The organism is Microbispora cellulosiformans, from assembly GCF_008728085.1.
GTDB lineage: Bacteria > Actinomycetota > Actinomycetes > Streptosporangiales > Streptosporangiaceae > Microbispora > Microbispora amethystogenes.
Genome location: NZ_VYTZ01000015.1, coordinates 145,333 through 171,533 on the forward strand (window position 1 = coordinate 145,333; position 26,201 = coordinate 171,533).

24 protein-coding genes are annotated in these 26,201 nt (G+C 71.2%); 21 read left to right on the top strand and 3 right to left on the bottom strand.

The genetic code is table 11. The annotated features are described in order from the left end of the window. The first annotated feature begins 34 nt into the window (after window positions 1-34). The 4 genes from secD (at window position 35) to F5972_RS30930 (ending at window position 5,943) form a co-directional block, all read left to right on the top strand. A complete protein-coding gene (secD, locus tag F5972_RS30915) occupies window positions 35-1,750 on the top strand; it encodes a protein translocase subunit SecD (protein WP_318527647.1) in 1,716 nt (571 codons plus the stop codon). Further along, window positions 1,750-2,796, top strand: coding sequence for a protein translocase subunit SecF (gene secF, locus F5972_RS30920; protein ID WP_150938621.1), 1,047 nt, complete (start codon window positions 1,750-1,752; stop codon window positions 2,794-2,796). Before secD ends, secF begins: the two co-directional genes overlap by 1 nt. Before the next feature lie 182 nt (window positions 2,797-2,978). Next, the gene (locus F5972_RS30925; protein WP_150938623.1) at window positions 2,979-3,485 is read left to right on the top strand and encodes an adenine phosphoribosyltransferase; all 507 of its coding nucleotides are present in this window, start codon (window positions 2,979-2,981) and stop codon (window positions 3,483-3,485) included. 277 nt (window positions 3,486-3,762) lie between these two features. After that, on the top strand, window positions 3,763-5,943 hold the full coding sequence (locus F5972_RS30930) for a RelA/SpoT family protein (RefSeq protein WP_150938717.1): 2,181 nt from the start codon (window positions 3,763-3,765) through the stop codon (window positions 5,941-5,943). 70 nt (window positions 5,944-6,013) lie between these two features. On the opposite strand, the gene F5972_RS30935 is transcribed toward F5972_RS30930, so the two are convergent. Together F5972_RS30935 and F5972_RS30940 are read right to left on the bottom strand one after the other, a co-directional pair. Next, the gene (locus F5972_RS30935) at window positions 6,014-7,243 is read right to left on the bottom strand and encodes a DUF349 domain-containing protein (RefSeq protein ID WP_150938625.1); all 1,230 of its coding nucleotides are present in this window, start codon (window positions 7,241-7,243) and stop codon (window positions 6,014-6,016) included. A 59-nt stretch (window positions 7,244-7,302) separates the two neighbouring features. After that, entirely contained in the window at window positions 7,303-8,178 is an 876-nt protein-coding gene (locus tag F5972_RS30940) for a peptidylprolyl isomerase (protein ID WP_150938628.1), read from the bottom strand. A gap of 237 nt (window positions 8,179-8,415) precedes the next feature. Between F5972_RS30940 and F5972_RS30945 the strand changes: the two genes are divergently transcribed. The 3 genes from F5972_RS30945 to aspS are packed head-to-tail and all read left to right on the top strand — an operon-like array spanning window position 8,416 to window position 12,130. Further along, complete coding sequence (locus tag F5972_RS30945) at window positions 8,416-9,099, top strand: MBL fold metallo-hydrolase (RefSeq protein ID WP_150938719.1); 684 nt, start codon at window positions 8,416-8,418, stop codon at window positions 9,097-9,099. After that, window positions 9,099-10,355, top strand: coding sequence for a histidine--tRNA ligase (gene hisS, locus F5972_RS30950; protein WP_150938630.1), 1,257 nt, complete (start codon window positions 9,099-9,101; stop codon window positions 10,353-10,355). Before F5972_RS30945 ends, hisS begins: the two co-directional genes overlap by 1 nt. Then, the gene (gene aspS / locus F5972_RS30955; RefSeq protein WP_150938632.1) at window positions 10,352-12,130 is read left to right on the top strand and encodes an aspartate--tRNA ligase; all 1,779 of its coding nucleotides are present in this window, start codon (window positions 10,352-10,354) and stop codon (window positions 12,128-12,130) included. Before hisS ends, aspS begins: the two co-directional genes overlap by 4 nt. Before the next feature lie 143 nt (window positions 12,131-12,273). On the opposite strand, the gene F5972_RS30960 is transcribed toward aspS, so the two are convergent. Beyond that, complete coding sequence (locus tag F5972_RS30960; RefSeq protein ID WP_225312048.1) at window positions 12,274-13,143, bottom strand: peptidylprolyl isomerase; 870 nt, start codon at window positions 13,141-13,143, stop codon at window positions 12,274-12,276. Window positions 13,144-13,369: 226 nt separating this feature from the next. On the opposite strand from F5972_RS30960, the gene F5972_RS30965 reads away from it, so the two are divergent. From F5972_RS30965 to F5972_RS31030, 14 genes are all read left to right on the top strand, one after another. Next, a complete protein-coding gene (locus F5972_RS30965) occupies window positions 13,370-13,849 on the top strand; it encodes a DUF2231 domain-containing protein (protein ID WP_150938636.1) in 480 nt (159 codons plus the stop codon). Window positions 13,850-13,865: 16 nt separating this feature from the next. Continuing rightward, on the top strand, window positions 13,866-15,209 hold the full coding sequence (locus F5972_RS30970) for a replication-associated recombination protein A (RefSeq protein ID WP_150938638.1): 1,344 nt from the start codon (window positions 13,866-13,868) through the stop codon (window positions 15,207-15,209). A 138-nt stretch (window positions 15,210-15,347) separates the two neighbouring features. Then, window positions 15,348-15,818: a DUF948 domain-containing protein gene (locus F5972_RS30975; protein WP_150938640.1), complete on the top strand. Its 471-nt coding sequence runs from the start codon at window positions 15,348-15,350 to the stop codon at window positions 15,816-15,818. Beyond that, window positions 15,815-16,084, top strand: a complete 270-nt coding sequence (locus F5972_RS30980) for a hypothetical protein (protein WP_150938642.1) — start codon at window positions 15,815-15,817, stop codon at window positions 16,082-16,084. Before F5972_RS30975 ends, F5972_RS30980 begins: the two co-directional genes overlap by 4 nt. Window position 16,085: 1 nt before the next feature. Next, a complete protein-coding gene (gene alaS / locus F5972_RS30985) occupies window positions 16,086-18,758 on the top strand; it encodes an alanine--tRNA ligase (protein WP_150938721.1) in 2,673 nt (890 codons plus the stop codon). Between the two features lie 7 nt (window positions 18,759-18,765). Further along, complete coding sequence (ruvX, locus tag F5972_RS30990) at window positions 18,766-19,269, top strand: Holliday junction resolvase RuvX (protein ID WP_150938644.1); 504 nt, start codon at window positions 18,766-18,768, stop codon at window positions 19,267-19,269. Beyond that, window positions 19,266-20,300, top strand: a complete 1,035-nt coding sequence (gene mltG / locus F5972_RS30995; RefSeq protein WP_150938646.1) for an endolytic transglycosylase MltG — start codon at window positions 19,266-19,268, stop codon at window positions 20,298-20,300. The genes ruvX and mltG (F5972_RS30995) overlap by 4 nt, the downstream gene beginning before the upstream one ends. Before the next feature lie 167 nt (window positions 20,301-20,467). Continuing rightward, window positions 20,468-21,622: an endolytic transglycosylase MltG gene (gene mltG / locus F5972_RS31000; RefSeq protein WP_150938648.1), complete on the top strand. Its 1,155-nt coding sequence runs from the start codon at window positions 20,468-20,470 to the stop codon at window positions 21,620-21,622. Then, window positions 21,619-22,458: a shikimate dehydrogenase gene (locus F5972_RS31005; protein WP_150938650.1), complete on the top strand. Its 840-nt coding sequence runs from the start codon at window positions 21,619-21,621 to the stop codon at window positions 22,456-22,458. Before mltG (F5972_RS31000) ends, F5972_RS31005 begins: the two co-directional genes overlap by 4 nt. A gap of 279 nt (window positions 22,459-22,737) precedes the next feature. Continuing rightward, window positions 22,738-23,331: a translation initiation factor IF-3 gene (gene infC / locus F5972_RS31010; RefSeq protein WP_225312053.1), complete on the top strand. Its 594-nt coding sequence runs from the start codon at window positions 22,738-22,740 to the stop codon at window positions 23,329-23,331. A gap of 140 nt (window positions 23,332-23,471) precedes the next feature. After that, complete coding sequence (gene rpmI, locus F5972_RS31015) at window positions 23,472-23,666, top strand: 50S ribosomal protein L35 (RefSeq protein WP_150938654.1); 195 nt, start codon at window positions 23,472-23,474, stop codon at window positions 23,664-23,666. 25 nt (window positions 23,667-23,691) lie between these two features. Further along, a complete protein-coding gene (gene rplT, locus F5972_RS31020; RefSeq protein ID WP_150938656.1) occupies window positions 23,692-24,072 on the top strand; it encodes a 50S ribosomal protein L20 in 381 nt (126 codons plus the stop codon). 68 nt (window positions 24,073-24,140) lie between these two features. Then, window positions 24,141-24,974: a TrmH family RNA methyltransferase gene (locus F5972_RS31025; RefSeq protein WP_150938657.1), complete on the top strand. Its 834-nt coding sequence runs from the start codon at window positions 24,141-24,143 to the stop codon at window positions 24,972-24,974. A gap of 97 nt (window positions 24,975-25,071) precedes the next feature. Then, a complete protein-coding gene (locus F5972_RS31030) occupies window positions 25,072-26,166 on the top strand; it encodes a sensor histidine kinase (RefSeq protein WP_150938659.1) in 1,095 nt (364 codons plus the stop codon). Window positions 26,167-26,201 lie beyond the last annotated feature (35 nt).

Consider the following 26,201-nt stretch of genomic DNA (forward strand, 5'->3'; position numbering starts at 1 on the left):
GAGCAAGCCGGGACGCACACTCCTGCTGCTCCTCGTGCTCATCATTGTCATGGGCGCGACGGTCGCCCTTCAGAAGGCGTTCGTCCCCAAGTTCGGCCTCGACCTCGCGGGCGGCACCACGGTGACCCTCTCGCCGGTGACGGCGAACGGGAAGGCTCCCTCGCAGGAGAGCCTCGACCGCGCGGTGACGATCATCCGGCAGCGCGTCAACGGCACCGGCATCTCCGACGCCCAGGTCGCGAAGTCGAACGACAACATCGTGATCCAGATCCCGGGCGCGGGCCGGGACGAGGCGCTCAAGCTGGTGTCCACCACGGCCGAACTGCGCATGCGGCAGGTGCTCGCGGTGGCCGCGGCCAAGGCGCCGCCGGTCCAGCCGTCCACCGCCGCGCCGACCGCGAGCGGCTCGGCCGCGGCGACCCCGGCGGCCTCCCCCGGCGTGGCCTCGACGGCCAAGGCCAGCGCGGCCCCGAACGGGAACGCCACGCCGGCGGGCCGGGCGCTGTCGAAGGCGCTGACCGCGCCGACGCCGGAGCCGAGCGGCACCAAGCGGGCCACGACGTCCGGCGGCCGTGCCGCGAAGGCCTCTCCCTCGGCCTCCGCCTCCGCCGCGCCGTCGTCGAGCGCCGCGCCCGAGGACGCGAACGACCCGCTGGCGGGCCAGGACACGAGCGGCATCGACCAGGCGCTGCTCACCGAGTTCCGCAACATCGACTGCAGCGCGAAGGACCGCGGCCAGGGCGCCATCGACGACCCGAACAAGCAGATCGTCGCCTGCAGCGACGACGGCTCGGCCCGCTACATCCTGGACAAGGCCGCCGTGCAGGGCACCGAGATCAGCGGCGCCCAGGCGGGGACCGACCCCACCACCGGTGAGTGGATCGTCCAGGTGAACTTCAAGTCGAAGGGCGCCACGCAGTTCGCCGACATCACCCGGCGCATCACCAGCCTGCCGGCCCCGCGCAACCAGCTCGCCAACGTGCTGGACGGCGTCGTCATCGTCGCTCCGACGATCGAGGAGGCCATCCCCGGCGGTAGCGCCCGCATCTCCGGCAGCTTCACCCAGGTGACGGCCACCGACCTCGCCGACCAGCTCAAGTACGGCGCGCTGCCGCTGAAGTTCCGGCAGAGCTCGGTCGTGTCGGTCTCCTCGACCCTCGGCCAGGACCAGCTCCACGGCGGCCTCATCTCCGGCGCCATCGGGCTGATCATCGTCATGCTCTACCTGCTGCTCTACTACCGCGGCCTCGGGCTCATCGGCATGGCCAGCCTGTGCGTGGCGGCGGTCGTCACGTTCCTGACCGTCGACGTGCTGAGCCACAACGCGGGCTTCCGGCTCTCGCTGCCGCACATCATCGGCCTGGTGGTCTCCATCGGCATCACGGCCGACTCGTTCATCGTCTACTTCGAGCGGATCCGCGACGAGATCAAGGAAGGCCGCCGTACGCTGCGCTCGGCGGTCGAGGTGGCCTGGCGGCGCGCCCGGCGCACCATCCTGGTGGCCGACGCCGTCATGTTCATCGCCGCGGTGGTGCTCTACTTCCTCGCGGTCGGCGACGTGGCCGGCTTCGCCTTCGCGATGGGCCTGACGACGCTCATCGACGTCGTCGTCGTGTTCCTCTTCACCAAGCCGCTGATGTCCCTCGTGGCGCGGATGAGGTTCTTCGCCAAGGGCCACAAGCTGTCCGGACTCGACGCGGAGCGCATGGGCCGCACCGGCCGCGCCGAGCAGACCCTGCAGGAGGCGTGATGCCGGGAGTGATCAGCCGCCTCTACCGCGGCGACATCGACATCGACTTCGTCGGCAAGCGCAAGACCTGGTACGGCCTGTCGGCGCTCCTGCTGGCCCTCTCGATCCTGGGCCTCATCGTCAACCAGGGGCTGAACCTGGGCGTGGAGTTCCGTGGCGGCTCGGTCTTCGACTTCGCCCGCACGCCCGGCTCCAGCATCGAGCAGGTCCGGGAGACCGTCGCGGAGGCCGGGCCCCACCAGGTCATCGTCCAGCAGGCCGGTCCGAACTGGCGGGTCACCACCGAGAGCCTCGAGGCCGAGGAGGTGACCAAGGTCCAGCAGACGGTCGCCCAGAAGTACGGCGTCCCGGAGAGCCAGGTCAGCTCGCAGGTCATCGGCGCGACCTGGGGAGGCGAGGTCTCCCAGAAGGCCTGGATCGGCCTCGCGGTCTTCATGATCGCGATCATGCTGTACCTGTCCGTGGCGTTCGAGTGGCGGATGGCCCTCGCGGCGATCGTCGCCCTCGTGCACGACCTCGTCATCACGGCGGGCGTCTACGCCTGGTCGGGCTTCGAGGTCACCCCGGCGACCATGCTCGGCTTCCTCACCATCCTCGGTTACTCGTTGTACGACGCGGTCGTCGTCTTCGACATGATCAAGGAGGTCACCGGCAAGCTCGGCACGAGCGCGAAGATGACCTACACGCAGGCCGCCAACAACGCGCTCAGCCATACGCTGATCCGGTCGCTGAACACCTCGCTGGTGGCGATCCTGCCGGTGGCGGCGATCCTGTTCATCGGCACCACGCTGCTCGGCGCGGGCACGCTGAAGGACCTGTCGCTGGCCCTGTTCGTCGGCATGATCGTCGGCACCTACTCGTCCCTGTGCGTGGCGACGCCGATCCTGGTCACGCTCAAGGAGCGGGAGCCCAAGTGGCAGGCGCTCGCCAAGCGGGTGCACGCCAAGGAGGTCTCCACCGCCAAGGCCTCCCGTACGGTCAAGGAGCCGGTCTCGGCCGGCTCGCAGGGCACGACCCCGGCCGACGACAAGCGCAAGAAGCGCTGAGCGCTCGCCGGACGCGCACACCACGGAGGCGCCCCCGGAACCCGCACGGGTTCCGGGGGCGCCTTCACGTGCGCCAGAGCCCTTCAGGAGCGGGTCCGCGAGCCGGCCCGGAAAGAAGGCCGAGGCCCCTCCCGCCGATCTCCGCGGCGGACCTCGGCGGTCGCGCCGTTAGGGTGAACGTCGTGACTGACTGGACGGCACTCATCAGGGATGTCCCCGACTACCCCAAGCCGGGCATCCTCTTCAAGGACATCACCCCGCTGCTGGCGGACCACGCGGCCTTCACGCAGGTCGTGGACGAACTCGGCGAAGGACTCGCGTTCGACAAGGTGGTCGGCATCGAGGCCCGCGGGTTCATCCTCGCCGCCCCGGTGGCCTACCGCAGCGGCGCGGGATTCGTACCAGTGCGCAAAGAGGGCAAACTGCCCTCGGAGACGTACGAGGCGTCCTATGATCTGGAGTACGGCTCCGCGACGATCGAGGTCCACGCCGACGCCTTCGAGTCCGGCGACCGCGTGCTGATCGTGGACGACGTCCTCGCCACGGGCGGCACCGCCCGGGCCGCCGTGGAGCTGGTCAGGCGGACCGGCGCGCAGGTGGTGGCGGTCTCCTTCCTGATGGAGCTGTCCTTCCTCTCCGGCCGTGACCGGCTGCCCGGGCTGGAGGTGCGCACCCTGCTCACCGTCTGAGTGAACCGGGCGAAAAGGGGCACGCGGCCGAGAGCGCTGTGGCAGCACGGATACACTGTGGAATCTGGACTCGACGTGAGGAGTCTGTGTGCCCCGTGATGTGGTCGTGCCCGACGACGCGCGGGTCGATCGCGGTGAGACGCCCCGCGACGTCCCCGAGCCCGTCACCGACGTGCCCCCCGAGGAGGCGCGCGACCCCGCGGCGGGCCCTGAGGACAAGCCGGCGTCGCCGGCCACGCGACGTAGGCTCGCCCGTTTCGGGGGGCAGTGGGGTGCTATGAATCCGGTGTTGGAACCGCTCTTCAAGACGGTCCGTGCCACCCATCCCAAGGCCGACCTGCGGCTGATCGAGCGCGCGTACGACGTCGCCGCCTATCACCACCGCGACCAGAAGCGGAAGAGCGGCGATCCGTACATCACGCACCCGCTCGCGGTGGCGACGATCCTCGCGGAGCTCGGCACCGACGACGAGACGCTGTGCGCGGCCCTGCTGCACGACACCGTCGAGGACACCGCCTACAGCCTCGACGAGTTACGAGCCGACTTCGGCGACAACATCGCGCTGCTCGTCGACGGGGTGACCAAGCTCGACAAGGTGAAGTTCGGCGACGCGGCGCAGGCCGAGACCGTGCGCAAGATGGTCGTCGCGATGTCGCGCGACATCCGCGTGCTGGTGATCAAGCTCGCCGACCGGCTGCACAACATGCGCACCATGCGCTACATGCCCGAGCACAAGCGCCAGCAGAAGTCGCGCGAGACGCTGGAGATCTTCGCGCCGCTGGCGCACCGGCTCGGCATGAACACCATCAAGTGGGAGCTGGAGGACCTCGCGTTCGCCATGCTCTACCCCAAGCGGTACGACGAGATCGCCCGCATGGTGTCGGAGCGGGCGCCGCGCCGCGACCTGTACCTGCACGAGGTGATCGAGAAGGTCTCCGCCGACCTGCGCGAGGCGAAGATCAAGGCGACCGTCCGGGGGCGGCCCAAGCACTACTACTCGATCTACCAGAAGATGATCGCCAAGGCCGTGGCCTTCGACGACATCTACGACCTGGTGGGCATCCGCGTGCTGGTCGACACGGTCCGCGACTGCTACGCCGCGCTCGGAACGATCCACGCCCAGTGGAAGCCGGTGCCGGGGCGGTTCAAGGACTACATCGCCATGCCGAAGTTCAACATGTACCAGTCGCTGCACACGACGGTCATGGGACCCGACGGCAAGGCCATCGAGCTGCAGATCCGCACGCGGGCGATGCACAACCGCGCCGAGTACGGCGTGGCGGCGCACTGGAAGTACAAGGAGGAGATGATCGGGGCGGGCCCCGGGAAGGTCAAGCAGGTCGGCGACATGGCCTGGCTGCGCCAGCTCCTCGACTGGCAGAAGGAGACCTCCGACCCCGGCGAGTTCCTGGAGTCGCTGCGCTTCGACCTGTCGGTCTCCGAGGTGTTCGTCTTCACCCCGCGCGGCCAGGTGATCGCCCTGCCCGAGGGCGCCACCCCGGTCGACTTCGCGTACGCGGTGCACACGGAGGTCGGCCACCGGTGCATCGGCGCGCGGGTGAACGGCCGGCTGGTCCCGCTGGAGTCCCGTCTCGGCAACGGCGACACCGTCGAGATCTTCACCTCGAAGTCGCCGGACGCGGGCCCGTCGCGGGACTGGCTCAAGTTCGTCAAGAGCGGCCGGGCCCGCAACAAGATCCGCCAGTGGTTCACCAAGGAGCGCCGCGAGACCGCCATCGAGGCGGGCAAGGAGGCGATCGGGCGGGCCATGCGCAAGCAGGGCCTGCCGCTGCAGCGGCTGATGTCCGGGGAGGCGCTGCTGGCGCTCGCCCGCGACCTGCGCTACGCCGACGTCTCCGCCCTGTACGCCGCGGTGGGCGAGGGGCACGTCGCCGCCCAGTCGGTCGTGGACAAGCTCGTGCAGGCCCTGGGAGGCGTCGAGGGGGCCGAGGAGGACATCGCCGAGGCCCAGGTCCCGACACGGCTCAAGGGCAGGCCGAGGGCCGGCTCGAACGCGGGGGTGATGGTGGCGGGCGACCCCGACGTGTGGGTGCGCCTGTCGCGTTGCTGCACCCCGGTGCCGGGGGACGACATCGTCGGGTTCGTCACCCGCGGGCACGGCGTGTCGGTGCACCGGGCGAACTGCCCGAACGTCGAGCAGCTCAGCGCCGTCCCCGACCGGCTGGTGGAGGTCGCCTGGTCGCCCGGGGACGACTCGGTCTTCCTCGTCGCGATCCAGGTGGAGGCGCTCGACCGGCCCCGCCTGCTGTCGGATGTCACGCGGACCCTGTCGGACCAGCATGTGAACATCCTGTCCGCCTCGGTCGCGACCAGCAGGGACAGGGTCGCCATCAGCAAGTTCACCTTCGAGATGGGCGATCCCAAGCACCTGGGGCACGTGCTCAAGGCGGTGCGGGGCATCGCCGGCGTCTACGACGTCTACCGCGTGACCAACTGACGACCGCCGCCGTCCCCGGCGGGCCGTGCGGCCACGCCGGGGAGGAGAGTGCCGGGAGAAGCGGGCAGGGTCAGGAGAACTCGGCGAGCGTGCGCTCGGCCTCCTCCAGCCAGGAGCGGCGGGCGGCCAGGGCCTCCTCGGCCTCCTTGACGTCCTTGTCCCGGCCCGCCGTCTGGGCCTTCGACAGCCGGGTCTCCAGCTGCTCGATGGACCTGCGGAGCTGGTTGACGGTGTCCTGGGCGCGCGCCCTGGCCTCGGGGTTCGAGCGCTTCCACTCGTTCTCCTCGGCCCTGCGGACGGCCTCGTCGACCTTGCGCAGCCCGCCCTCCAGGCGGTCGCGCTGGTCGCGCGGCACCGGGCCGGCCGCCTCCCACCGCTCCAGGATGCCGCGCAGCGCCGACCGCGCCGCGCGCGCGTCGCCGACCGGGAGCAGCCGCTCGGCCTCGGTCAGCAGCCCCTCCTTGACCTCCGCGTTGGCCGCGAACGAGGCGTCCCGCTCGGCGAACACCGCGGAGCGGGCGTGGAAGAACTCGTCCTGGGCGGCCTTGAAGCGCGTCCACAGCTCGTCCTCGGCCTCCCGGGAGGCCCGGCCCGCGGCCTTCCACTGGCTCATCAGCTCCCGGTAGGCCGCCGCGGTGGCGTTCCACTCCGTCGAGCCGGCCAGCGCCTCGGCCTCGTTCACGATGCGCTCCTTGGCGCCCCGCACCGCGTCGCGCTGCTCGTCCAGGGAGGAGAAGTACGCCTTGCGCCGCTTGGCGAAGGCCGTACGGGCCGTGGACAGCCGCTTCCACAGCGCCGCCTCGGTGGCCCGGTCGACCCGCTCGGCCGCCTTCCACTCCTCGACGAGCTGCCGCAGCCGCTCACCGCCGGACTTCCAGTGGGTCGTCTCCTCGGCGATGCGCTCGGCCTCGGCGACGATGCGCTCCTTGACCTCCCGGGCGTGCACCCGGGCCTGGTCACGGGCCGCCCGCAGCTCCTCGCGCCGCTTGCCGACGAGCTCGCTCAGCGCCGTGAGCCGGTCGTCCAGCGAGGCCAGGTCGCCGACGGCGTGCGCCTCGGCGACCGACTCCCGCAGCTTGGCGATGCTCGACTCGGCCTGGGCGGGGGCGAGGTCGGTGCCCCGCACCCGCTGCTCCAGCAGCTGGACCTGGCCGGCCAGCTCGTCGAACTTGCGGCGGTAATAGGCCAGCGCCTCCTCCGGCTCTCCGGCCTGCCAGGACCCGACGGCCCGTTCTCCCTCAGCCGTACGCACGTAGACGGTGCCGTCCTCGTCTACCCGGCCCCACGGGTCGGTGCTCACCGTGTCCTCCCGCACTTGAATCAGCCTCCAGGGCCCGATGTGCCCTTGGTTGTATTACGTCAGCTCTTGCTGGTGATTGTCACGTCTTTGATGACTACGGGCTGCTTCGGGGCACCGGTGCCGTCGCCGGTGGCACCGGCGATCACGCCCTTCTTGGCCACCTTGTCCAGGATTTCGAGTCCTGTGGTCACGGTACCGAAAGGCGTGTAGTCGGGCGACAGCCCGGTGTCCCCGAAGACGATGAAGAACTGGCTGCCGTTGGTGTTCGGCCCGCTGTTCGCCATCGCGAGCACGCCGCGCGTGTACTTGGCGCCCGCCAGGTTCTCGTTGGCGAAGCGGTAGCCGGGACCGCCCTGGCCGTCGGTCGGGTTCTTCCCGTCCGCCTTGGCCAGCGGGTCGCCGCACTGCAGGATCGGGAAGTCCGTGCCCATCCGGTGGCACCTGGTGTCGTCGAAGTAGTCCTTCGACGCCAGGTACTTGAACGAGTTGACCGTGCACGGCGCCTTGGCGCTGTCGAGCGTGGCGACGATGGGACCGAGATTGGTCCTGATGGTCATCGTCGCCGGGGCCGTGCTCACCTTCTCCGGCGGCACGCCGACGTCCTTGACCTGGCCGCTGCCCTTGTCGGCCACGTACCCGCAGGTGCCGGTGGCCGGATCGTACGGCTTCGGGTCGTTCGCGAGAGCGCTGGCGCTCGGCGCGGCGGAGGCGGCGGGATCGGCTTTGTCGTCACCGCCGAGGAGGGTCGTCGCCGCCACGACGCCGCCGATAACGACCACCACCGCCGTGGTGGTGCCGATGATCGCGTTGCGCCGCGCCTTCTGCTCGCGCTCCACGCGCGTCTGCATCTGCCGCTGGTAGTGCTCCCGGGCCAGCTGCTTCTGCCGGTCCTTGCCGGTGACCACTTCGACCTCCCGACTCGTCGTGTTTCCCATGGTCGTGCGCCCGGACGCGGTCGCGCCCGGATGACTGCCCGCTCCGGAGGGGTCCTCCGGAGCGGTGGCCCGTTCTATAGCATCCGGCTCGACTGCTCCAAGAATGACTATTGAGGTGGGCGAATCGTATCGGCTGACGGGTATCGGTTCGCAGCCTGCCGACCCGCACCGGTACCCTTCGGTTACATTCGCTCGCGCAATCCTTGATTGATCCGTAGAGACGCAGAGGCCGCTTCCGTGCTCGTCGCCGGGTTTCCCGCAGGGTCGTTCCAGACCAACTGTTACGTCGTCGCTCCCGCAGCAGGCGAGGAGTGCGTGGTCATCGACCCAGGTCAGGACGCTGTCGGGGACCTCGACGCGCTGCTCGGCGAGCACCGGCTGAAGCCGGTCGCGGTGCTGCTCACCCACGGCCACATCGACCACGTGTGGTCCGTGGCCCCGGTGTGCGGCGCCCGCGACGTGCCCGCGTGGATCCATCCGGACGACCGCGACCTGCTGTCGGACCCGGCGAAGGGATTTCCGCCGCAGGCCGGTGGGGTGTTCGGCGGCCTGAAACTTTCCGAGCCCGACGACGTGCGCGAGCTGTCCGACGGCGCCGTGCTGAGCCTGGCGGGCCTGGAGCTGACGGTCGAGCACCGGCCCGGCCATACCAGGGGGTCGGTGACGTTCCGGGCACCCGCCGAGGACATCCAGGTCCTGTTCGCGGGCGACCTGCTCTTCGCCGGCTCCATCGGCCGCACGGACCTGCCCGGCGGCGACCACGCCGCCATGCTGCGCAGCCTCGCCAAGACGCTGACGCTGCCGGACGAGACGATGGTCCTGCCCGGCCACGGACCTCAGACGACAATCGGCCGCGAGCGCGCGACCAACCCCTTCCTCGGGGACGTCGCGCCGCCCGCAGGCCCGACCAGGGGATTGTGATGACGTTTCAGGCGCCTAAGGGCACCTTCGACTGGATGCCCCCGCGCTCGGAATGGGCTCTCACCGTGCGGGACGCGCTGTCCGCGCCGGCCCGCCGCGCCGGCTACGGCTACATCGAGACGCCGGCCTTCGAGGACACCGCGCTGTTCTCCCGCGGCGTCGGCGAGTCGACCGACATCGTCACCAAGGAGATGTACACGTTCACCAGCCGGGGCGGCCAGTCGCTGACGCTGCGCCCGGAGGGCACGGCGAGCGTGATGCGCGCCGTGCTCGAACACGGCCTGTACGGCGGCCCGCTGCCGATCAAGCTCTGGTACTCCGGCAGCTACTTCCGCTACGAGCGGGCCCAGGCCGGCCGCTACCGCCACTTCTCCCAGGTGGGCGCCGAGGCGCTGGGATCGGAGGACCCGGCGCTCGACGCCGAGCTGATCGTGCTGGCGATGGACGGCTACGCCTCGCTCGGCCTGCGCCGGGTCCGGCTGCTGCTCAACTCGCTGGGCTGCAAGGAGTGCCGCCCCGCCTACCGCGCCGCGCTGCAGGACTTCCTGCGCGGGCTCGACCTCGACGAGGCCACCCGCAACCGGATCGAGATCAACCCGCTGCGCGTGCTCGACGACAAGCGCCCCGAGGTGCGGGCGCAGCTCACGGGCGCGCCGCTGGTCACCGACCACCTGTGCGGGGCCTGCAAGGCCTACCACGAGGAGGTCCGGGGGCTGCTGACGGCCGCCGGAGTGGCCTACGAGGACGACCCCCGGCTCGTCCGCGGCCTCGACTACTACACCCGTACGACCTTCGAGTTCCTGCACGACGGGCTGGGCGCGCAGTCCGCGGTCGGCGGGGGAGGGCGTTACGACGGCCTGAGCGAGCAGATCGGCGGCCCCGCGCTGCCGAGCGTCGGCTGGGCCCTCGGGGTCGACCGCACGGTGCTCGCGATGGAGGCGGAGGGGCTGCTGACCGAGCGGCCGCGCGCCCTCGGCGTGTTCGCCGTCCCGCTCGGCGAGGAGGCGAGGCGGCGGATCTTCCCGCTGGTCGGCGAGCTGCGCCGGGCCGGTCTCGCCACCGACATGGCGTTCGGCGGCCGGGGCGTGAAGGGCGCGATGAAGGCCGCCGACCGCAGCGGCGCGCGCTACGCGCTCATCCTCGGCGACCGGGACATCGAGGCGGGAACCGCGCAGGTGAAGGATTTGGCAACAGGCGACCAGACCGCGGTCCCGCTCGCGGAGGTCGTCGAGTTCTTGAAGGGGAAAGACTCGTGATCCGCACCCACGAGGCAGGCACGCTCCGCAGGGAGCACGCGGGCCACAAGGTGACGCTGGCCGGATGGGTGGCGCGCCGGCGTGACCACGGCGGCGTCGTGTTCATCGACCTGCGCGACGCCTCCGGCTCCGCCCAGGTGGTCTTCCGCGAGGAGGACCATGCCCACGACCTGCGCGCGGAGTACTGCGTGAAGATCACGGGAGAGGTCCGCACACGCCCGGAGGGCAACGAGAACCCCGATCTGCCCACAGGTGAGATCGAGGTCGTCGCCTCCGAGGTGGAGGTGCTGAGCGAGTCCGCGCCGCTGCCGTTCCCGATCGAGGGCGGCTCCGGCGTGTCGGAGGAGGCGCGGCTGAGGTACCGCTACCTCGACATCCGCCGCCAGCAGATCGCGCACGCGCTGCGCGTCCGGTCGCAGGCGACCTACCTCGCCAACGAGGTCATGCGCGAGCACGGGTTCGTCTACGTCGAGACGCCCGCCCTGACCCGCTCCACGCCCGAGGGCGCCCGCGACTTCCTGGTGCCCGTGCGGCTCCAGCCGGGCAGCTGGTACGCCCTGCCGCAGTCGCCGCAGCTGTTCAAGCAGCTCCTCATGGTCTCCGGCCTGGAGCGCTACTACCAGCTCGCCCGGTGCTTCCGCGACGAGGACCTGCGGGCCGACCGGCAGCCGGAGTTCACCCAGATCGACATCGAGATGTCGTTCGTCGACCAGGACGACGTGATCGCCCTGGGCGAGGCCCTCATCGGGCGCATCTGGAAGGAGACGCTCGGCTACGAGCTGCCCGTCCCGCTGCCCCGGATGACGTACGCCGAGGCGATGGCGCGGTACGGCTCGGACAAGCCCGACCTGCGCTTCGGGGTCGAGCTGACCGACCTCACCGGCTACTTCGCGGACACCACGTTCCGGGTCTTCCAGGCGCCGTACGTGGGGGCGGTCGTGATGCCCGGCGGCGCCTCGCAGACCCGCAGGGAGCTGGACGCCTGGCAGGAGTGGGCCAAGTCGCGCGGGGCGCGCGGCCTGGCGTACGTGCTGGTGCAGGAGGACGGCGCCCTCGGCGGCCCGGTGGCGAAGAACCTCTCGGAGACCGAGCTGGCCGGCCTCGCCGGGCAGACCGGGGCCCGGCCGGGCGACGCGATCTTCTTCGCCGCGGGCGCGCCCGCGGCCTCCCGCGACCTGCTCGGCGCGGCCCGCCTGGAGATCGGCCGCCGCTGCGGCCTGATCGACGAGTCGCAGTGGGCGTTCCTGTGGATCGTGGACGCGCCGATGTTCGAGCCCGTGTCCGACGAGAAGGGCGGCGAGGGCGGCTGGACCCCGGTCCACCACCCGTTCACCGGGCCCAAGCCGGAGTGGGCCGACAGCTTCCAGGACCACCCCGGCGAGGCGCTCGCCTACGCCTACGACATGGTCTGCAACGGCATGGAGATCGGCGGCGGCTCGATCCGTATCCACCGGGCCGAGATGCAGCAGCGCGTCTTCGACGTGCTCGGCATCTCCAAGGAGGAGGCCGAGAGCAAGTTCGGCTGGCTGCTGGAGGCGTTCAAGTACGGCCCGCCGCCGCACGGCGGCATCGCCTACGGCTGGGACCGGGTCTGCATGCTGCTGGCGGGCGGCGAGTCGATCCGCGACGTGATCGCCTTCCCGAAGACGGCCTCCGGGTACGACCCGCTGACCGGCGCGCCCAGCCCGATCACGGTGGAGCAGCGCAGGGAGGCCGGCGTGGACGCCGCGCCGAAGGGCGACAGGCCCGGCGCCGACGCGGCTCCCCGCTCGTGACCGTCTAGTGCCGTGACCGCCAAGGTTTGCCCGGGGCAAAAATTGGCGGGAGGGGCACCAGCACCGGAGCCGGCGGCTCCGCCCCGCCGGCACGAGAACGGCCCGCGATCACGAGATCGCGGGCCGTTTCCGATCCGGCCGGATCAGGACACGACGACGTCCTTGATACGGACCTTGATCTTGGGGGCGTTGGAGCCGCCGTCGTCACTGGTGATGTCGACGCCGTCCTTGGCCGTGTTGACACCACCCTTGGCGATCTTGTCGACGATGTCCAGGCCCTTGCTGACGATGCCGAACGGCGTGTACGACTGGGGCAGCTGCGCGTTCTCGTCCGTGTAGGAGATGACGAACTGGCTGCCGTTGGAGTTCGACGCGTCACCCGGCTGGGCCATGAAGACCACGCCACGGCTGTACTGCGGCCCGAGGTTCTCGTCGTCGAACAGGTAGCCCGGCCCGCCGGTGCCGTCGGTCGGGTTCTCGCCGTCCCCCTTGGCCTGCGGGTCCCCGCACTGCAGGAGGCCGAGGCCGTTCGTCTCGACCGTCGTGAGACGGTGGCAGACGGTGTTGTCGAAGAAGTTCTTCTTCGCCAGGAAGGCGAACGAGTTCACCGTGCACGGCGCGTCGCCGGTGGCCAGGTCGATGACGATGTTCCCCAGGTTGGTCTTGATCATCATCTTGGACGCCTTGATGACCGCCCTGTTCAGCTTCTTGGGCGGGAAGCCCACGAACTTCGCCGGGCTGCCCGTGTCGTCCTTGCGATACTCACAGCTGACCTGACGCAGGTCGTCGGGCTTGGCGGACGGCGTCGCCGCCGGCAACTCGGACGGGACCGCGGAGGGGCCCGTCGACGGGCCCGCCGAGGCGGAGGCCGAGGGGGTCGCCCCGGCCGCGTCCTTGGCCGAGCCGTCACTGCAGGCCGCCAGGCCGCCCACGAGCGCGAGAACCCCCAGCCCGGCGCCGAGGGTGCTCCCCAGGCGACCGCGGAGAGTGATGGTGCGCCCGGTCGTGCTCACGCGCGAAGCCGGCTGCTTCTGCCGATCAGTGTCGGTCACCGCTATGCCTTCCATTTCCCCTTTTGTTATGACGCTGGGTCACTCTATCCGCGATCCCGTCGGGTTCGTGTAAAACAGGCGTCGCATGGGTATCACCGGTGTTTGCGCTCATCTAGCTCTCAGAACTGCCTGAGAACCTCCTGACGAACCAAACCCGGACCACGCGCCCGGCCCCCTCGTCTCAGGAGTGACGACCACGATGTTCGACCAGATCTTCGGACTCCCCGTCCACGCCCTCGTCGTCCACGCCGCGGTGATCTTCGCGCCGCTGCTCGCCGCGCTGTCGATCGCGTACGCCGTCCTGCCCCGCGTGCGGCACCGGCTCGACTGGGCGCTGGTGGCGACGGCGCTGGCGGCGCTCGTCTCGGTGTTCGCGGCGAAGGAGAGCGGGGAGCAGCTGGAGCACCGGATGTTCCAGGGCGGGACCCCCGAGGCGATCGAGGTCCACTCGGGGCTCGCCGAGACCCTCCTGCCGGTGACCGCGCTGCTGACCGTCGTCGCCCTGGCGCTGGTGTGGCTCACCCGGGCACGCCGGGCCCCGGAGGGGACGGGCCCGCGCACGGTCGTCCTGGTCCTCTCGGGCCTCGCCGTGATCCTCGCCGTGGCCGTCGGCTACTACGCCGTACGCACCGGGCACACCGGCGCGACGGCCGTGTGGGGCGACTGACGGTAGTGTCGGCGGCGTGGAGAGCCTGTTCGACTCGGCGGCCGAGGAGGCGCACCGCGGCCAGGAGCCGCTCGCCGTGCGGATGCGTCCGCGCTCGCTGGAGGAGGTGATCGGCCAGCGGCACCTGCTCGGCCCCGGCACCCCGCTGCGCCGCCTGGTGGAGAGCGACGCCCCGATGTCGCTCTTCCTGTGGGGGCCGCCCGGCACCGGCAAGACCACGCTGGCCTACGTCGTCGCGGGCGCGACCAAGCGGAGGTTCGTCGAGGTCTCGGCCGTCTCGGCCGGGGTCAAGGACGTGCGCGCCGCCATCGACCAGGCCCGCCGCGACCTCGGCATGACCGGCAGGCAGACCGTGCTGTTCGTCGACGAGGTCCACCGCTTCAACAAGGCGCAGCAGGACGCGCTGCTGCCGGCGGTGGAGAACCGCTGGGTGACGTTCATCGGCGCGACCACCGAGAACCCCTTCTTCTCGGTCATCTCGCCGCTGCTGTCCCGCTCGCTGCTGCTCACCCTCGAACCGCTGGCCGACGACGACGTGCGCGCCGTGCTGGAGCGCGCGGTGACCGACCCGCGCGGCCTCGGCGGTCGGGTCGCGGTGCGGCCCGACGCCCTCGACCAGCTCGTACGGCTGGCCGGCGGCGACGCGCGGCGCTCGCTGACCTACCTGGAGGCGGCGGCGATGCTGGTCGGCGACGCTCCTCCGGACGCCGCCCCGGAGGCCACGCCCGAGGTCACGATCGAGGTCGTCGAGCGGGCCGTGGACAAGGCCGCCGTGCGCTACGACCGGCAGGGCGACCAGCACTACGACGTGACCAGCGCGTTCATCAAGAGCATGCGCGGCTCGGACGCCGACGCGGCCCTGCACTACCTGGCCCGGATGGTCGAGGCGGGGGAGGACCCCCGGTTCATCGCCCGCCGGATCGTGATCTTCGCGAGCGAGGACGTGGGGATGGCCGACCCGACGTGCCTGCAGGTCGCGGTGGCCGCCGCCCAGGCGGTGGACTTCATCGGCCTGCCCGAGGGCAGGATCAACCTCGCGCAGGCCGTCATCCACTGCGCGCTGGCGCCCAAGTCCAACGCGGTCGTCAAGGCCATCGGCAGTGCCTCCGACGACGTGCGGCGCGGCCTGGTCGGCCGGGTCCCCGGCCACCTGCGCGACGCCCACTACCCCGGCGCGCGGAAGCTCGGCCACGGCAAGGGCTACCAGTATCCGCACGACTTCGAGCACGGCCTCGTCCGCCAGGACTACGCGCCGGAGGAACTGCGGGAGCGCCGCTACTACGAACCGACCTCCCACGGCGCCGAGGCGCGGTTCGCCGAGCGCTGGGCGAAGATCCGGGCCTTCCTGCGCGGAGGCTGAGCGTTCAACGGGCACCCTCCGGCGGTGCGTGCCCCGGCGGGTACGGGGGCGCGCCGCGTGTGCGCTGCGGAACGGCGGGCAGGGCGTTCGCGATAGGGTCTTGCCATTCCAGCTCCGGTGATCCAGGGAGATCGGCACATGCTTACCGCGGGAGAGCTGGCGGGCCTCGTGGTCGCCATTTTCTGGGCGATCCTGGTCTGCTTCATGGTCGTCGTGCTGGTCAGGCTGGCCAGACTGCTGACCGAGACCCGCAGGTCGGTGGCCGAGCTGAGCGACCGCCTGGGGCCGCTCCTCGACGACATGAGCCATACCGTCACCGAGGCGAACCGGCGGCTGGTCGCGGCCGAGACGATCTCGGACAACATGCGCGACGTCAGCGGCAACATGGTGAGGATCACCGGGGTGGCGTCCACGCTGTTCGCCGGCCCGGTGCTCAAGATCGCCGCCTTCCGCGACGGCTTCCGCCTCGCGCTGGCCCGCCGCGCGGCCCGCAGGGCCCCGGCCCGGAGGGTCGCCCGCGGCGGTCCCCGCACCGGTGACAGGATCAGGGAGCGGCACACCGCCGAGCGCGTGGCCGAGCCGCGTGCCATCGGAAGGGGGCGCGGATGATCCGCCGTCTCTTCTACATGTCCCTCGGCGCGTACCTCGCGGTCTGGGCCATGCGTAAGCTTCAGTCATTGCGGCCCGACCACGTGGCCAGGCGCACCGCCGGCCGCGCGGCGGCCCTCGCGGACCAGCTCAGGGACTTCGCCGGCGAGGTGCGCCACCTGTCGGCGAGCAGGGAAACCCAGTTGCGGGCCGAGCTCGGGCTGGACACCGTTGATGACACCACTACCGGCAACAACAGAATCTACGACGTAAAGGATGGCCGCTGAAATGGAGTCGGCAGAGATCGCGCGCCGCTTCCTGCGCTTCTTCGAGGAGCGCGGGCACACAGTCGTGCCCTCGGCCAGCCTGGTCGCCGAGGACCCGACGCTGCTTCTGGTGAACGCGGGGATGGTCCCGTTCAAGCCCTACTTCCTGGCGCAGCAGACGCCGCCGTTCCGGCGGGCGACCAGCGCCCAGAAGGTCATGCGCACCCTCGACATCGACGAGGTCGGCAAGACCACCCGCCACGCCAGCTTCTTCCAGATGCTCGGCAACTTCTCCTTCGGCGACTACTTCAAGGAGCAGGCGATCCCGTTCGCCTGGGAGCTGCTGACCCGGCCCGAGTCCGAGGGCGGCTTCGGCTTCCCCGAGGACCGCCTGTGGGCGACCGTCTACCTGGACGACGACGAGGCCCAGGACATCTGGCACCGCAAGGTGGGGCTGCCGCTCGACCGCATCCAGCGCCGCGACCTCGCCGACAACTACTGGCACATGGGCGTGCCCGGCCCCGGCGGGCCCTGCTCGGAGATCTACTACGACCGCGGCCCCGAGTACGGCCGCGAGGGCGGCCCGATCGCCGACGAGAACCGCTTCCTCGAGGTCTGGAACCTCGTCTTCATGCAGTTCCAGCTCAGCCAGGTCCGCACCAAGATCGACTTCGACGTGGCGGGCGAGCTGCCGGCCAAGAACATCGACACCGGCATGGGCCTGGAGCGCATGGCCGCGATCCTGCAGGGCGTCGACAACATCTACGAGATCGACACCACGTACAAGGTCCTCGACACGGCGGCCGAGCTCACCCGCTCGCGCTACGGGCGCGACAAGCGGGCGGACGTCTCGCTGCGGGTGATCGCCGACCACATGCGGGCGGGCGTCATGCTCGTCGGCGACGGCGTGCTGCCGTCCAACGAGGGCCGCGGCTACGTGCTGCGCCGCATGCTGCGCCGCGCGATCCGCAACCTCCGCCTGCTCGGCGCGGGCGAGGAGCGGCACATGCACGCGCTCACCGCCGTCACGATCGACGCCATGGGCCAGCAGTACCCCGAGCTCAAGGCCGACGCAGCGAACATCCACACCGTGATCGACGCCGAGGAGGCGTCGTTCCTCGGCACGCTCCGCACCGGTACGGCGATCTTCGACGTCGCGGTGGAGGAGACCAGGCGCAAGGGCGGCGGCACGCTCGGCGGCGAGCAGGCGTTCCAGCTTCACGACACCTACGGCTTCCCGATCGACCTCACCCTGGAGATGGCGGCGGAGCAGGGCCTCCAGGTGGACGAGGAGGGCTTCCGCCGGCTCATGAAGGAGCAGCGGGACCGCGCCAAGGCCGACGCCGCGGCGAAGAAGACCGGCAACGCCGACATCTCCGTCTTCACGACGATCCTGGAGAAGGCCGGGAAGGTCGACTTCCTCGGCTACGACCACACCACCTCCGAGGCCAACGTGATCGGCCTGCTCGTCGACGGCGCGTCGGTCCCGGCGGCCGGCGCGGGGACGACCCTGGAGGTCGTGCTCGACCGCACTCCGTTCTACGCGGAGGGCGGCGGCCAGCTCGCCGACCAGGGCCTGATCCGCACCGGCGGCGCCGAGATCGAGATCGTGGACGTCCAGTCGCCGGTGCCGGGCCTGGTCGTGCACCGCGGCAAGGTGCGCACGGGCGAGGTGCGGGTCGGCGACCAGGCGCAGGCGGACATCGACCTCGAGCGGCGCCGGGCGATCTCCCGCAGCCACACGGCGACCCACCTGGTCCACCGCGGGTTCCGCAACGCCCTCGGCGAGTCGGCGGCCCAGGCGGGCTCGGAGAACTCCCCGGGACGCTTCCGCTTCGACTTCACCGCGGCGGGCGCGGTGCCGGCGTCGATGCTGCGCGACGTCGAGGACGAGGTCAACGCGGTCCTGATCGGCGACCTCAAGGTCAACGCGTTCTACACCAGCCAGGCCCAGGCCCGCGCGATGGGCGCACTCGCCCTGTTCGGCGAGAAGTACGGCGACGAGGTCCGGGTGGTCGAGGTCGGCGACTACTCCCGCGAGCTGTGCGGCGGCACCCACGTGGCCAGCTCCGGCCAGCTCGGCCTGGTGAAGGTGCTGGGCGAGTCGTCCATCGGCGCGGGCGTGCGCCGGGTCGAGGCGCTCGTCGGCCTCGACGCGTTCCGGTTCCTCGCCCGGGAGAGCGTGCTCGTCGCGCAGCTGAGCGAGCAGCTCAAGACCCGCCGCGAGGAGCTGCCCGAGCGGATCGAGGGCATCGTGACCCGGCTGCGCACGGCTGAGAAGGAGCTGGAGAGGCTGCGCTCGGCCCAGGTGCTCGCGGTGGCGGGAGAGCTGGCGGCGCAGGCCCGCGACATCCAGGGCGTCTCGGTGGTCACGCACCGCGCGCCTGATGGCACCTCCGCCGACGACCTGCGTAAACTCGCCCTCGATGTGCGCGGCAGGTTCCCTGGCGACCGCGCCGCGGTCGTCGTCGTCTCCGGCGTCCCCTCCGACCGGCCGGTCGTCGTCGCCGCGGTCAGCGAGGCGGGACGCGAGCGTGGCCTGAAGGCGGGCCGTCTCGTCGGCGTCGCCGCCAAGGCTCTCGGGGGTGGCGGTGGCGGCAAGGACGACGTGGCGCAGGGTGGTGGCACCCGGCCAGAGGCGATCGGTGACGCGCTTCGCGCGGTCGAGGAGGCCATCTCCTCCGCGGTGGCCTGATCCGCCGATGAGACATGGCGTCAGGATCGGGGTCGACGTCGGCTCCGTCCGCGTCGGCGTGGCCCGCAGCGACCCCTCGGGCCTGCTGGCCACGCCGGTGGAGACCGTACGGCGCGGCCGGGGCGACCTCGCGAGGATCGCCGAGATCGCGGCCGAGCACGAGGCGATCGAGGTCGTCGTCGGCCTGCCCACGTCGCTGTCGGGCCGCGAGAGCCACGCCGCGGAGGCCGCGCGGGCGTTCGCCGCGCGGCTGGCCCGCAGCGTCGCGCCGGTCCCGATCCGGCTCGTGGACGAGCGGCTCACGACCGTGGGCGCCCAGCAGCGGCTGCGCTCCAGCGGCGTGAAGGCCCGCGACCAGCGTGACGTGATCGACCAGGCGGCGGCCGTCCTGCTGCTGCAGGCCGCGCTCGACGGCGAGCGGGCCACCGGCAATCCCCCCGGCAGACCTCTCGGACCACCGGGCCCCTCCGCGGGGCCGGGTGAGGAAGCGAGCGGCGGGACCGCCCGGTGAGGCGGGCGGCGCTCGTCGCCGGCGGAGGGTTCGCCCTGGTCGCGGCGGCGGTGGCGTACGGCGTGCACGCGGTCGTCGGCCAGCCCGGCAGTCCGCCCGACTACTCCGGCGGCGGTTCGGGGACGGTGACGATCGAGATCACGCCGGGAACCAGCGCCGGCGAGGTCGGCCGGACGCTGGCGAAGGCCGGCGTCGTCGCCAGCGCCCAGTCGTTCGTGGAGCAGGTGATCAGCCGCTCCAAGGAGAGCGGCCTGCACCCGGGCCGCTACGTCCTGCGGCGGCGCATGTCGGCCTCCGCCGCCCTCGACATGCTCCTGGCGCCCGCGAGCCGGGTGGTGCGCAGGGTCACCGTGCCCGAAGGGCTGCGCATGGGGGAGGTGCTGCGCGTTCTCGCGAAGGGGACGGGCATCCCGCTGGCGGACTTCACCGAGGCCGCCGGAGAGCCCCGGCGCCTGCGCCTGCCCGCGTACGCCGAGGGCGAGGCCGAGGGGTTCCTGTTCCCGGCCACGTACGAGGTGGAGCCGGGGGCGACGGCCGGCGACATGCTCAGGAAGATGGTGGCGCGGTTCCGCCTCGCCGCGAAGAAGGTGGGCCTGGAGGATCTGGCGCCGCGCCTGAACCTCACTCCCCGGCAGGCGGTGACGGTCGCGAGTATCGTGCAGGCCGAGGGCGGCGTCCCGGCCGATTACCCCAAGATCGCCAGAGTGGTGTACAACCGCTTGGCGCGGGGCGCGAAGCTGGAGATGGACAGCACGGTCAACTACGCGTTGAACCGGCACACCCTGAAGGTCACCGCCGAGGACACGCGCAACGGCTCCCCGTACAACACCTACGCGCGCCCCGGGCTGCCACCCGGACCCATCGGCAACCCGGGGGAGAGCGCGCTGCTGGCGACGCTCCACCCCGCCGAAGGGGCCTGGTACTGGTTCGTGACCACCGATCCCCGTCGTAAAATCACCAAATTCACTGACAAAGAGATGGAGTTCAGGAAATATCGGGAGGAGCTGAACAGGTATCTCGGGACGAACTAGCGGTGCCCCCCGGCGCGTCCAGGGCGCCGCCCGGACGGCCCGCGGTAGGTGAACGTCCCCCTGTCCGGAGTCATACCGGACCCGTACCGGACCCCCACCGGACCCCCTCGGTCTGGCACACTCGCTTGACGGGAGGCCTCTCGTACCGAGAGATTGGCCAGCGCACTATGAACGATCTGGACATGGACTTCCTGCTCGGCGCGGAGGACGACGACGGCTCGCCCCGGCGTCGCCCTTCCGGCGGCCGGGCCCAGCAGCGACGCAGCCGCAGGCGCCGCAAGCGGCAGCGGCGCAAGGGCAGGGTCGCCACGCTGTTCGCTGTCGTGATCATCGTCGGGGTCCTCGCCGGTCTCGGCTACCTGGGCTTCACCTGGGCGCGCGGCGTCATGATCCCCAAGGACTTCACCGGCGAGGGGACGGGTGAGGTCGTCGTCGAGATCCAGGAGGGCGAGAGCGCCACCGACGTCGCCCAGATGCTGGAGGAGCAGGGCGTCGTGGCCAGCGCGCGGGCGTTCGTCAACGCCATCGGCGCGGCCGGGAAGAGCTCCTCGCTCCAGCCGGGCCAGTACGCGATGCGCAAGGGCATGTCCGCCGCGTCGGCGCTGAGCCTGCTCGACCCGAAGAACCGTGTGCTCAACCGGCTCACCATCCGTGAGGGGCTGCGGCTCAGCAAGATCTTCGAGGAGCTGTCCACCGCCTCGGGCAAGCCGGTCGAGGACTTCAAGAAGGCGGCCCGCGCCGACATCGGCCTCCCCGCCTACGCGAAGGGCCGGCTGGAGGGCTACGCGTTCCCCGCGACGTACGAGATGAACAGCAAGCTCACGCCGCAGCAGATCCTCACCAGCATGGTCGACCGGTTCAACCAGACCGCTGACAAGATCGACCTGGAGGGCCAGGCCAGGCAGGTCGGCTTCTCGCCCCGGCAGATCATGATCATCGCCAGCATCGTCCAGGCCGAGTCGGGCAGCGCCGAGGACATGCCCAAGGTGGCCCGCGTGATCTACAACCGGCTGCTGTCGAACCCGCCCATGAAGCTGGGCATGGACAGCACGGTCATGTACGGCCTGAACAAGTACGGCATCGCCGCCTCGCACGCGGACCTGACCAGCACCTCGCGTTACAACACCTACAAGTACGCCGGCCTGCCGCCCGGCCCGATCAGCAACCCGGGCGACCACGCGATCGAGGCCGCGCTGCATCCGGCCGACGGCAACTGGCTCTACTTCGTGACGGTCGACCCGAAGCGGGGCATCACCAAGTTCACCGACAAGGAGTCGGAGTTCTGGAAGCTGCGCGACGAGTTCAACAGGAACTACCAGTGAGCGGGACGGTCCGCCGGGCCGCCGTCCTGGGCTCGCCCGTCGCCCACTCGCTCTCCCCGGTGCTGCACCGGGCGGCGTACGCGGAGATGGGCCTGGGCGGCTGGCGCTACGACGCGATCGAGTGCGCCGAGGACGGGCTCGCCGGCCTGGTCGCCGGGCTGGGCCCGGAGTGGGCGGGCCTGTCGCTCACGATGCCGCTCAAGCGCGCCGTGCTCCCGCTGCTCGACACCGTGTCGGATCTCGCGCTGGCGGTCGGCGGCGCCAACACCGTCGTGTTCCGCGACGGCGGGCGGCACGGGGACAACACCGACGTGTACGGCATCGTCGAGGCGCTGACCGAGGCGGGCGTGCCCGCGCCGTCCTCGGCGGTCGTCCTCGGCGGCGGCGCCACCGCGGCCTCGGCCCTCGCGGCCCTGCGGGAGACGGGCCTCGCGGAGGCCACCCTGGTCGTGCGCGACCCGGCCCGCGCGGGGGAGACCCTGCGCGTCGCCGAGCGGCTCGGCGTCGCGGTGACGGTGCGCTCCTTCGACGACTTCGACCCCGCGGCCGGCCTGGTCGTCTCCACGCTGCCGTCCGGCGCGGCCGACGCGCTGGCCGAGCGGGTCGCGGCCCGGCTGCCCGACAAGGGGGCCGTGTTCGACGTCGTCTACGCGCCCTGGCCGACGGCGCTGGCCCGGGCCGTACGGGCGCGGGGGCGCACCGTCGTGGGCGGTTTCCCCATGCTGCTGCACCAGGCGGCGCGGCAGGTCGCACTGATGACTGGCCGGACGGACGTGCCGGTCGCGGCGATGCGCGCGGCCGGCGAGGCGGAGATCGCCCGGCGCGCGGCCTCCTGAGCGCTTCCGGGGCAGGGACGGCCCGGGCCGGAATACTCCGGGGGCCGTTCGGGTTTGTGGTAACGTAGGAACTCGATCGGTCCGGCATGAGCTGGACGCGCAAGCGGAGGTCCTCCTCCCACCTGCTCCACCGAAAGGCGGACGGGTTCAGGATCACACCGGAGTTTTCGGCAGGAGAGCTCAGTGACCCCGCATGCGTGACGTGCGGGGTTTTCGTTTTTCCCGCACGGTCGAGACAAGCGGAAGTCCTTTGGAGGTCCCATCAGCACCGAGCCCCGCATCAACGACCGTATTCGTGTGCCCGAGGTCCGCCTCGTCGGCCCGAACGGCGAACAGGTCGGCATCGTCTCCATCGGCGACGCGTTGAAGCTGGCGCAGGAGAGCGATCTCGACCTGGTGGAGGTGGCGGCCACGGCCCGCCCGCCCGTCTGCAAGCTCATGGACTACGGCAAGTTCAAGTACGAGTCGGCCATGAAGGCGCGCGAGGCCCGTCGCAACCAGGCGCACACGATCATCAAAGAGATCAAGCTCCGGCCGAAGATCGACCCGCACGACTACGAGACCAAGAAGGGTCACGTCGTGCGCTTCCTCAAGGCCGGCGACAAGGTCAAGGTCACGATCATGTTCCGGGGTCGCGAGCAGTCCCGGCCAGAGCTGGGTTTCCGGCTCCTGCAGCGCCTCGCCGAAGACGTCACCGACCTGGGGTTCGTCGAGTCGCAGCCGAAGCAGGACGGCCGAAACATGATCATGGTGATCGGGCCGCACAAGAAGAAGGCCGAGGCGAGGGCCGAGAAGGCCGCCGCCAAGGCGCACCGGGACGAGGACCACCCGGCGGAGGAATCCGCGCAGGAGCAGGCCGCCCCGGCGCAGTGACGTCCGCCTGAACACCGGGCGGGGCGTCCGCAACGACACGCAGAATCCGAGACCGGGACGGTCTCGCGGAGTCAGGCAGCCGCCGGCTCGGGTTACCGGCCCGGGTCGTCGGCACGGACAAAGAGGGAGAGACGGCTGAGATGCCGAAGATGAAGACGCACAGCGGTGCGAAGAAGCGGTTCCGGCTCACCGGGACCGGCAAGGTTGTCCGCCGCCGCGCCAACCGGCAGCACCTGTTCGAGCACAAGCCGTCCACCCGTACGCGCCGTCTCGAGGGTGCCGTCGTCATGTCCGACGCCGACACCAAGAAGATCAAGAAGCTGCTCGCAAAGTAGTAACGACCCGGGGAGATAGAACAACATGGCACGCGTGAAGCGGGCGCTCAACGCCAAGAAGAAGCGCCGGGTCGTACTCGAGCGGGCAAGCGGTTACCGGGGGCAGCGGTCGCGCCTCTACCGCAAGGCCAAGGAGCAGATGCTCCACTCGATGACCTATGCGTACCGGGACCGCAAGGACAAGAAGGGCACGTTCCGCCGTCTGTGGATCCAGCGGATCAACGCGGCGGCCCGCGCCAACGGCATGACCTACAACCGGTTCGTCCAGGGCCTGCGCCTCGCGGGCATCGAGGTGGACCGCAAGATCCTCGCGGACCTCGCGGTCAACGACGCCACGACCTTCGCCACGCTGGTCGAGTCCGCCAAGAAGGCGCTCCCGTCCGACGTGAACGCGCCGGTCGCCTGAGACCTGCTCCGACGAGGGCCCGCCGCCTGCGGTGGGCCCTCATCGACGTCAAGGGGGAATGAGCAGGGATGGCGGAGCTCACCAACATCAGGTCGCCGCGGGTCAAGGCGGCCCGCAGGCTGACCAAACGTGCCTTCCGCGACCGGGACAGGGCGTTCCTCGCCGAGGGGCCGCAGGCGGTCCGCGAGGCGCTCGCGGTCAAGGACGTCACGGCGGAGCTGTTCGCGACGGTCGAGGCCGAGGCGCGGCACGCCGACATCGTGGCGGCCGCCCACGCGGCCGGCGTGCCCGTGCACCGCGCGAGCGGCGAGGTCATGGCCGAGCTGACCCAGACCGTCACCCCGCAGGGGCTGCTGGCCGTGTGCCGCTTCGTGCACGTCCCGCTGGCGGAGGCGGTCACGCCCACGTCCCGGCTGGTGGCGATCCTCGCCCATGTCCGCGACCCCGGCAACGCGGGCACCGTCCTGCGTACGGCCGACGCCGCGGGCGCCGACTCCGTGGTCTTCACCGACGCCTCGGTCGACCCGTACAACGGCAAGTGCGTGCGGGCGAGCGCGGGGAGCCTCTTCCACCTCCCCGTGGTGACCGGCACCTCCGTGGCCGACGCCGTACGGCACGTGCGGGAGGCCGGGCTGCGCGTGCTGGCCGCGGACGGAGCGGGCACCCGGACGCTCGACGAGGTCGCGCTGGACGCGCCCACCGCCTGGCTGTTCGGCAACGAGGCGTGGGGGCTGCCGCCCGAGCTCCTCGCCCTGGCCGACGAGGTCGTCCGCGTCCCGATCTATGGACGGGCCGAGAGCCTCAACCTCGCCACCGCCGCGGCGGTGTGTCTCTACTCTTCCGCGCGTGTTCAGCGGCAGATCTTACAAACCGTGGAAGAACCCACCACCCCCGGCCGCTGAGGCTGCTGCGGCGCCGCGGAAACCCGCTATTGTCGGCGAAGAAGCCGCGCGGGAAAGGGGCGGCGCGCGCAGTTCCGGAGCTTCAGGAGGCGGTCTCGTGCGAGGTGACGACACCCCCGGCGGCACCCCTGAAGGGGACGCCGGAGGGCGGGCGCGCATCGACGTCGACGACCTTCCCGACGGCCTCGTCGCCACCGACCCCGACGGGGTGATCCTGACGGTCAACCGGGCGGCGGAGCGGCTGACCGGGGTGACCCGGCGGGCGGCGGTGGGCCGGCTCATCGGTGACGTGCTGCCGCTGCGCGACCAGGACGGCCGCGACTGGTGGAAGTGGCTCGACCCGCACGGCGGCCTGTGCACCCGCAGCCGCCAGCCCGAACGGCCGCTGCACCTGCCCGGGCGGCAGGAGCTGCTGGTCGCCGCGCGCTTCGTCCGGGAGCCGGAGCGCGGCGGCGAGGTGCGGCGGGTCGTCATCACGCTGCGCGACGCGTCGGCGCGCGCGCGGGTCGAACGCAGCCGCGCCGACCTGGTGTCCACGGTCGCGCACGAGCTGCGCTCTCCGCTGACCAGCGTCAAGGGGTTCACCGCGACCCTGCTCGCGAAGTGGGAGCGGCTCACCGACGCGCAGAAGCTCGTCATGCTGGAGACGGTCAACGCGGACGCCGACCGGGTGACGCGACTGATCACGGAGCTCCTCGACGTCTCGCGGATCGAGTCGGGCCGGTTGGAGATCCACCGGCAGGTCGTGGACGTGCCGGCCCGGGCGCGCCGGATCATCGCCGGCCGGGTGGCCGCGGGAGAGCCGGAGGACCGCTTCCGGCTGGAGGTCCTCGGCGAGCTGCCCGAGACGTGGCTCGACCAGGACAAGATCGACCAGGTTCTCGGGAACCTGGTGGAGAACGCGGTGCGCCACGGACGCGGTACCGTGACCGTAGTGGTGGAGCCGGTCGAATGGGGTGTGGCGGTGTCGGTGCGGGACCAGGGCGAGGGCGTGGCGCCCGAGCTGGTCGGCCGCGTCTTCCGCCAGTTCTGGCGGGGCAACGGCCGCCGCCGCGGAGGCACCGGCCTCGGCCTGTTCATCGTCAAGGGTCTCGTCGAGGCCCACGGCGGCACGATCAGCGTGCAGCGCGCGCCCGGCGGCGGCGCCGAGTTCCGATTTACCTTGCCCACCGGCACCCCCGACTTCGCCTGAGCTTTTCCACAGGCCCTCGCGCGGAGGACGGCCCG

Bases quoted from the DNA above. Each gene is read 5' to 3' on its own strand.
- secF (WP_150938621.1), top strand. From the start codon at position 1,750: ATGCCGGGAGTGATCAGCCGCCTCTACCGCGGCGACATCGACATCGAC.
- ruvX (WP_150938644.1), top strand. From the start codon at position 18,766: ATGAGACATGGCGTCAGGATCGGGGTCGACGTCGGCTCCGTCCGCGTC.
- F5972_RS30975 (WP_150938640.1), top strand. From the start codon at position 15,348: ATGCTTACCGCGGGAGAGCTGGCGGGCCTCGTGGTCGCCATTTTCTGG.
- F5972_RS31025 (WP_150938657.1), top strand. From the start codon at position 24,141: ATGGCGGAGCTCACCAACATCAGGTCGCCGCGGGTCAAGGCGGCCCGC.
- F5972_RS30930 (WP_150938717.1), top strand. From the start codon at position 3,763: ATGAATCCGGTGTTGGAACCGCTCTTCAAGACGGTCCGTGCCACCCAT.
- rpmI (WP_150938654.1), top strand. From the start codon at position 23,472: ATGCCGAAGATGAAGACGCACAGCGGTGCGAAGAAGCGGTTCCGGCTC.
- hisS (WP_150938630.1), top strand. From the start codon at position 9,099: ATGACGTTTCAGGCGCCTAAGGGCACCTTCGACTGGATGCCCCCGCGC.
- F5972_RS30980 (WP_150938642.1), top strand. From the start codon at position 15,815: ATGATCCGCCGTCTCTTCTACATGTCCCTCGGCGCGTACCTCGCGGTC.
- rplT (WP_150938656.1), top strand. From the start codon at position 23,692: ATGGCACGCGTGAAGCGGGCGCTCAACGCCAAGAAGAAGCGCCGGGTC.
- mltG (WP_150938648.1), top strand. From the start codon at position 20,468: ATGAACGATCTGGACATGGACTTCCTGCTCGGCGCGGAGGACGACGAC.
- F5972_RS30940 (WP_150938628.1), bottom strand. From the start codon at position 8,178: ATGGGAAACACGACGAGTCGGGAGGTCGAAGTGGTCACCGGCAAGGAC.
- alaS (WP_150938721.1), top strand. From the start codon at position 16,086: ATGGAGTCGGCAGAGATCGCGCGCCGCTTCCTGCGCTTCTTCGAGGAG.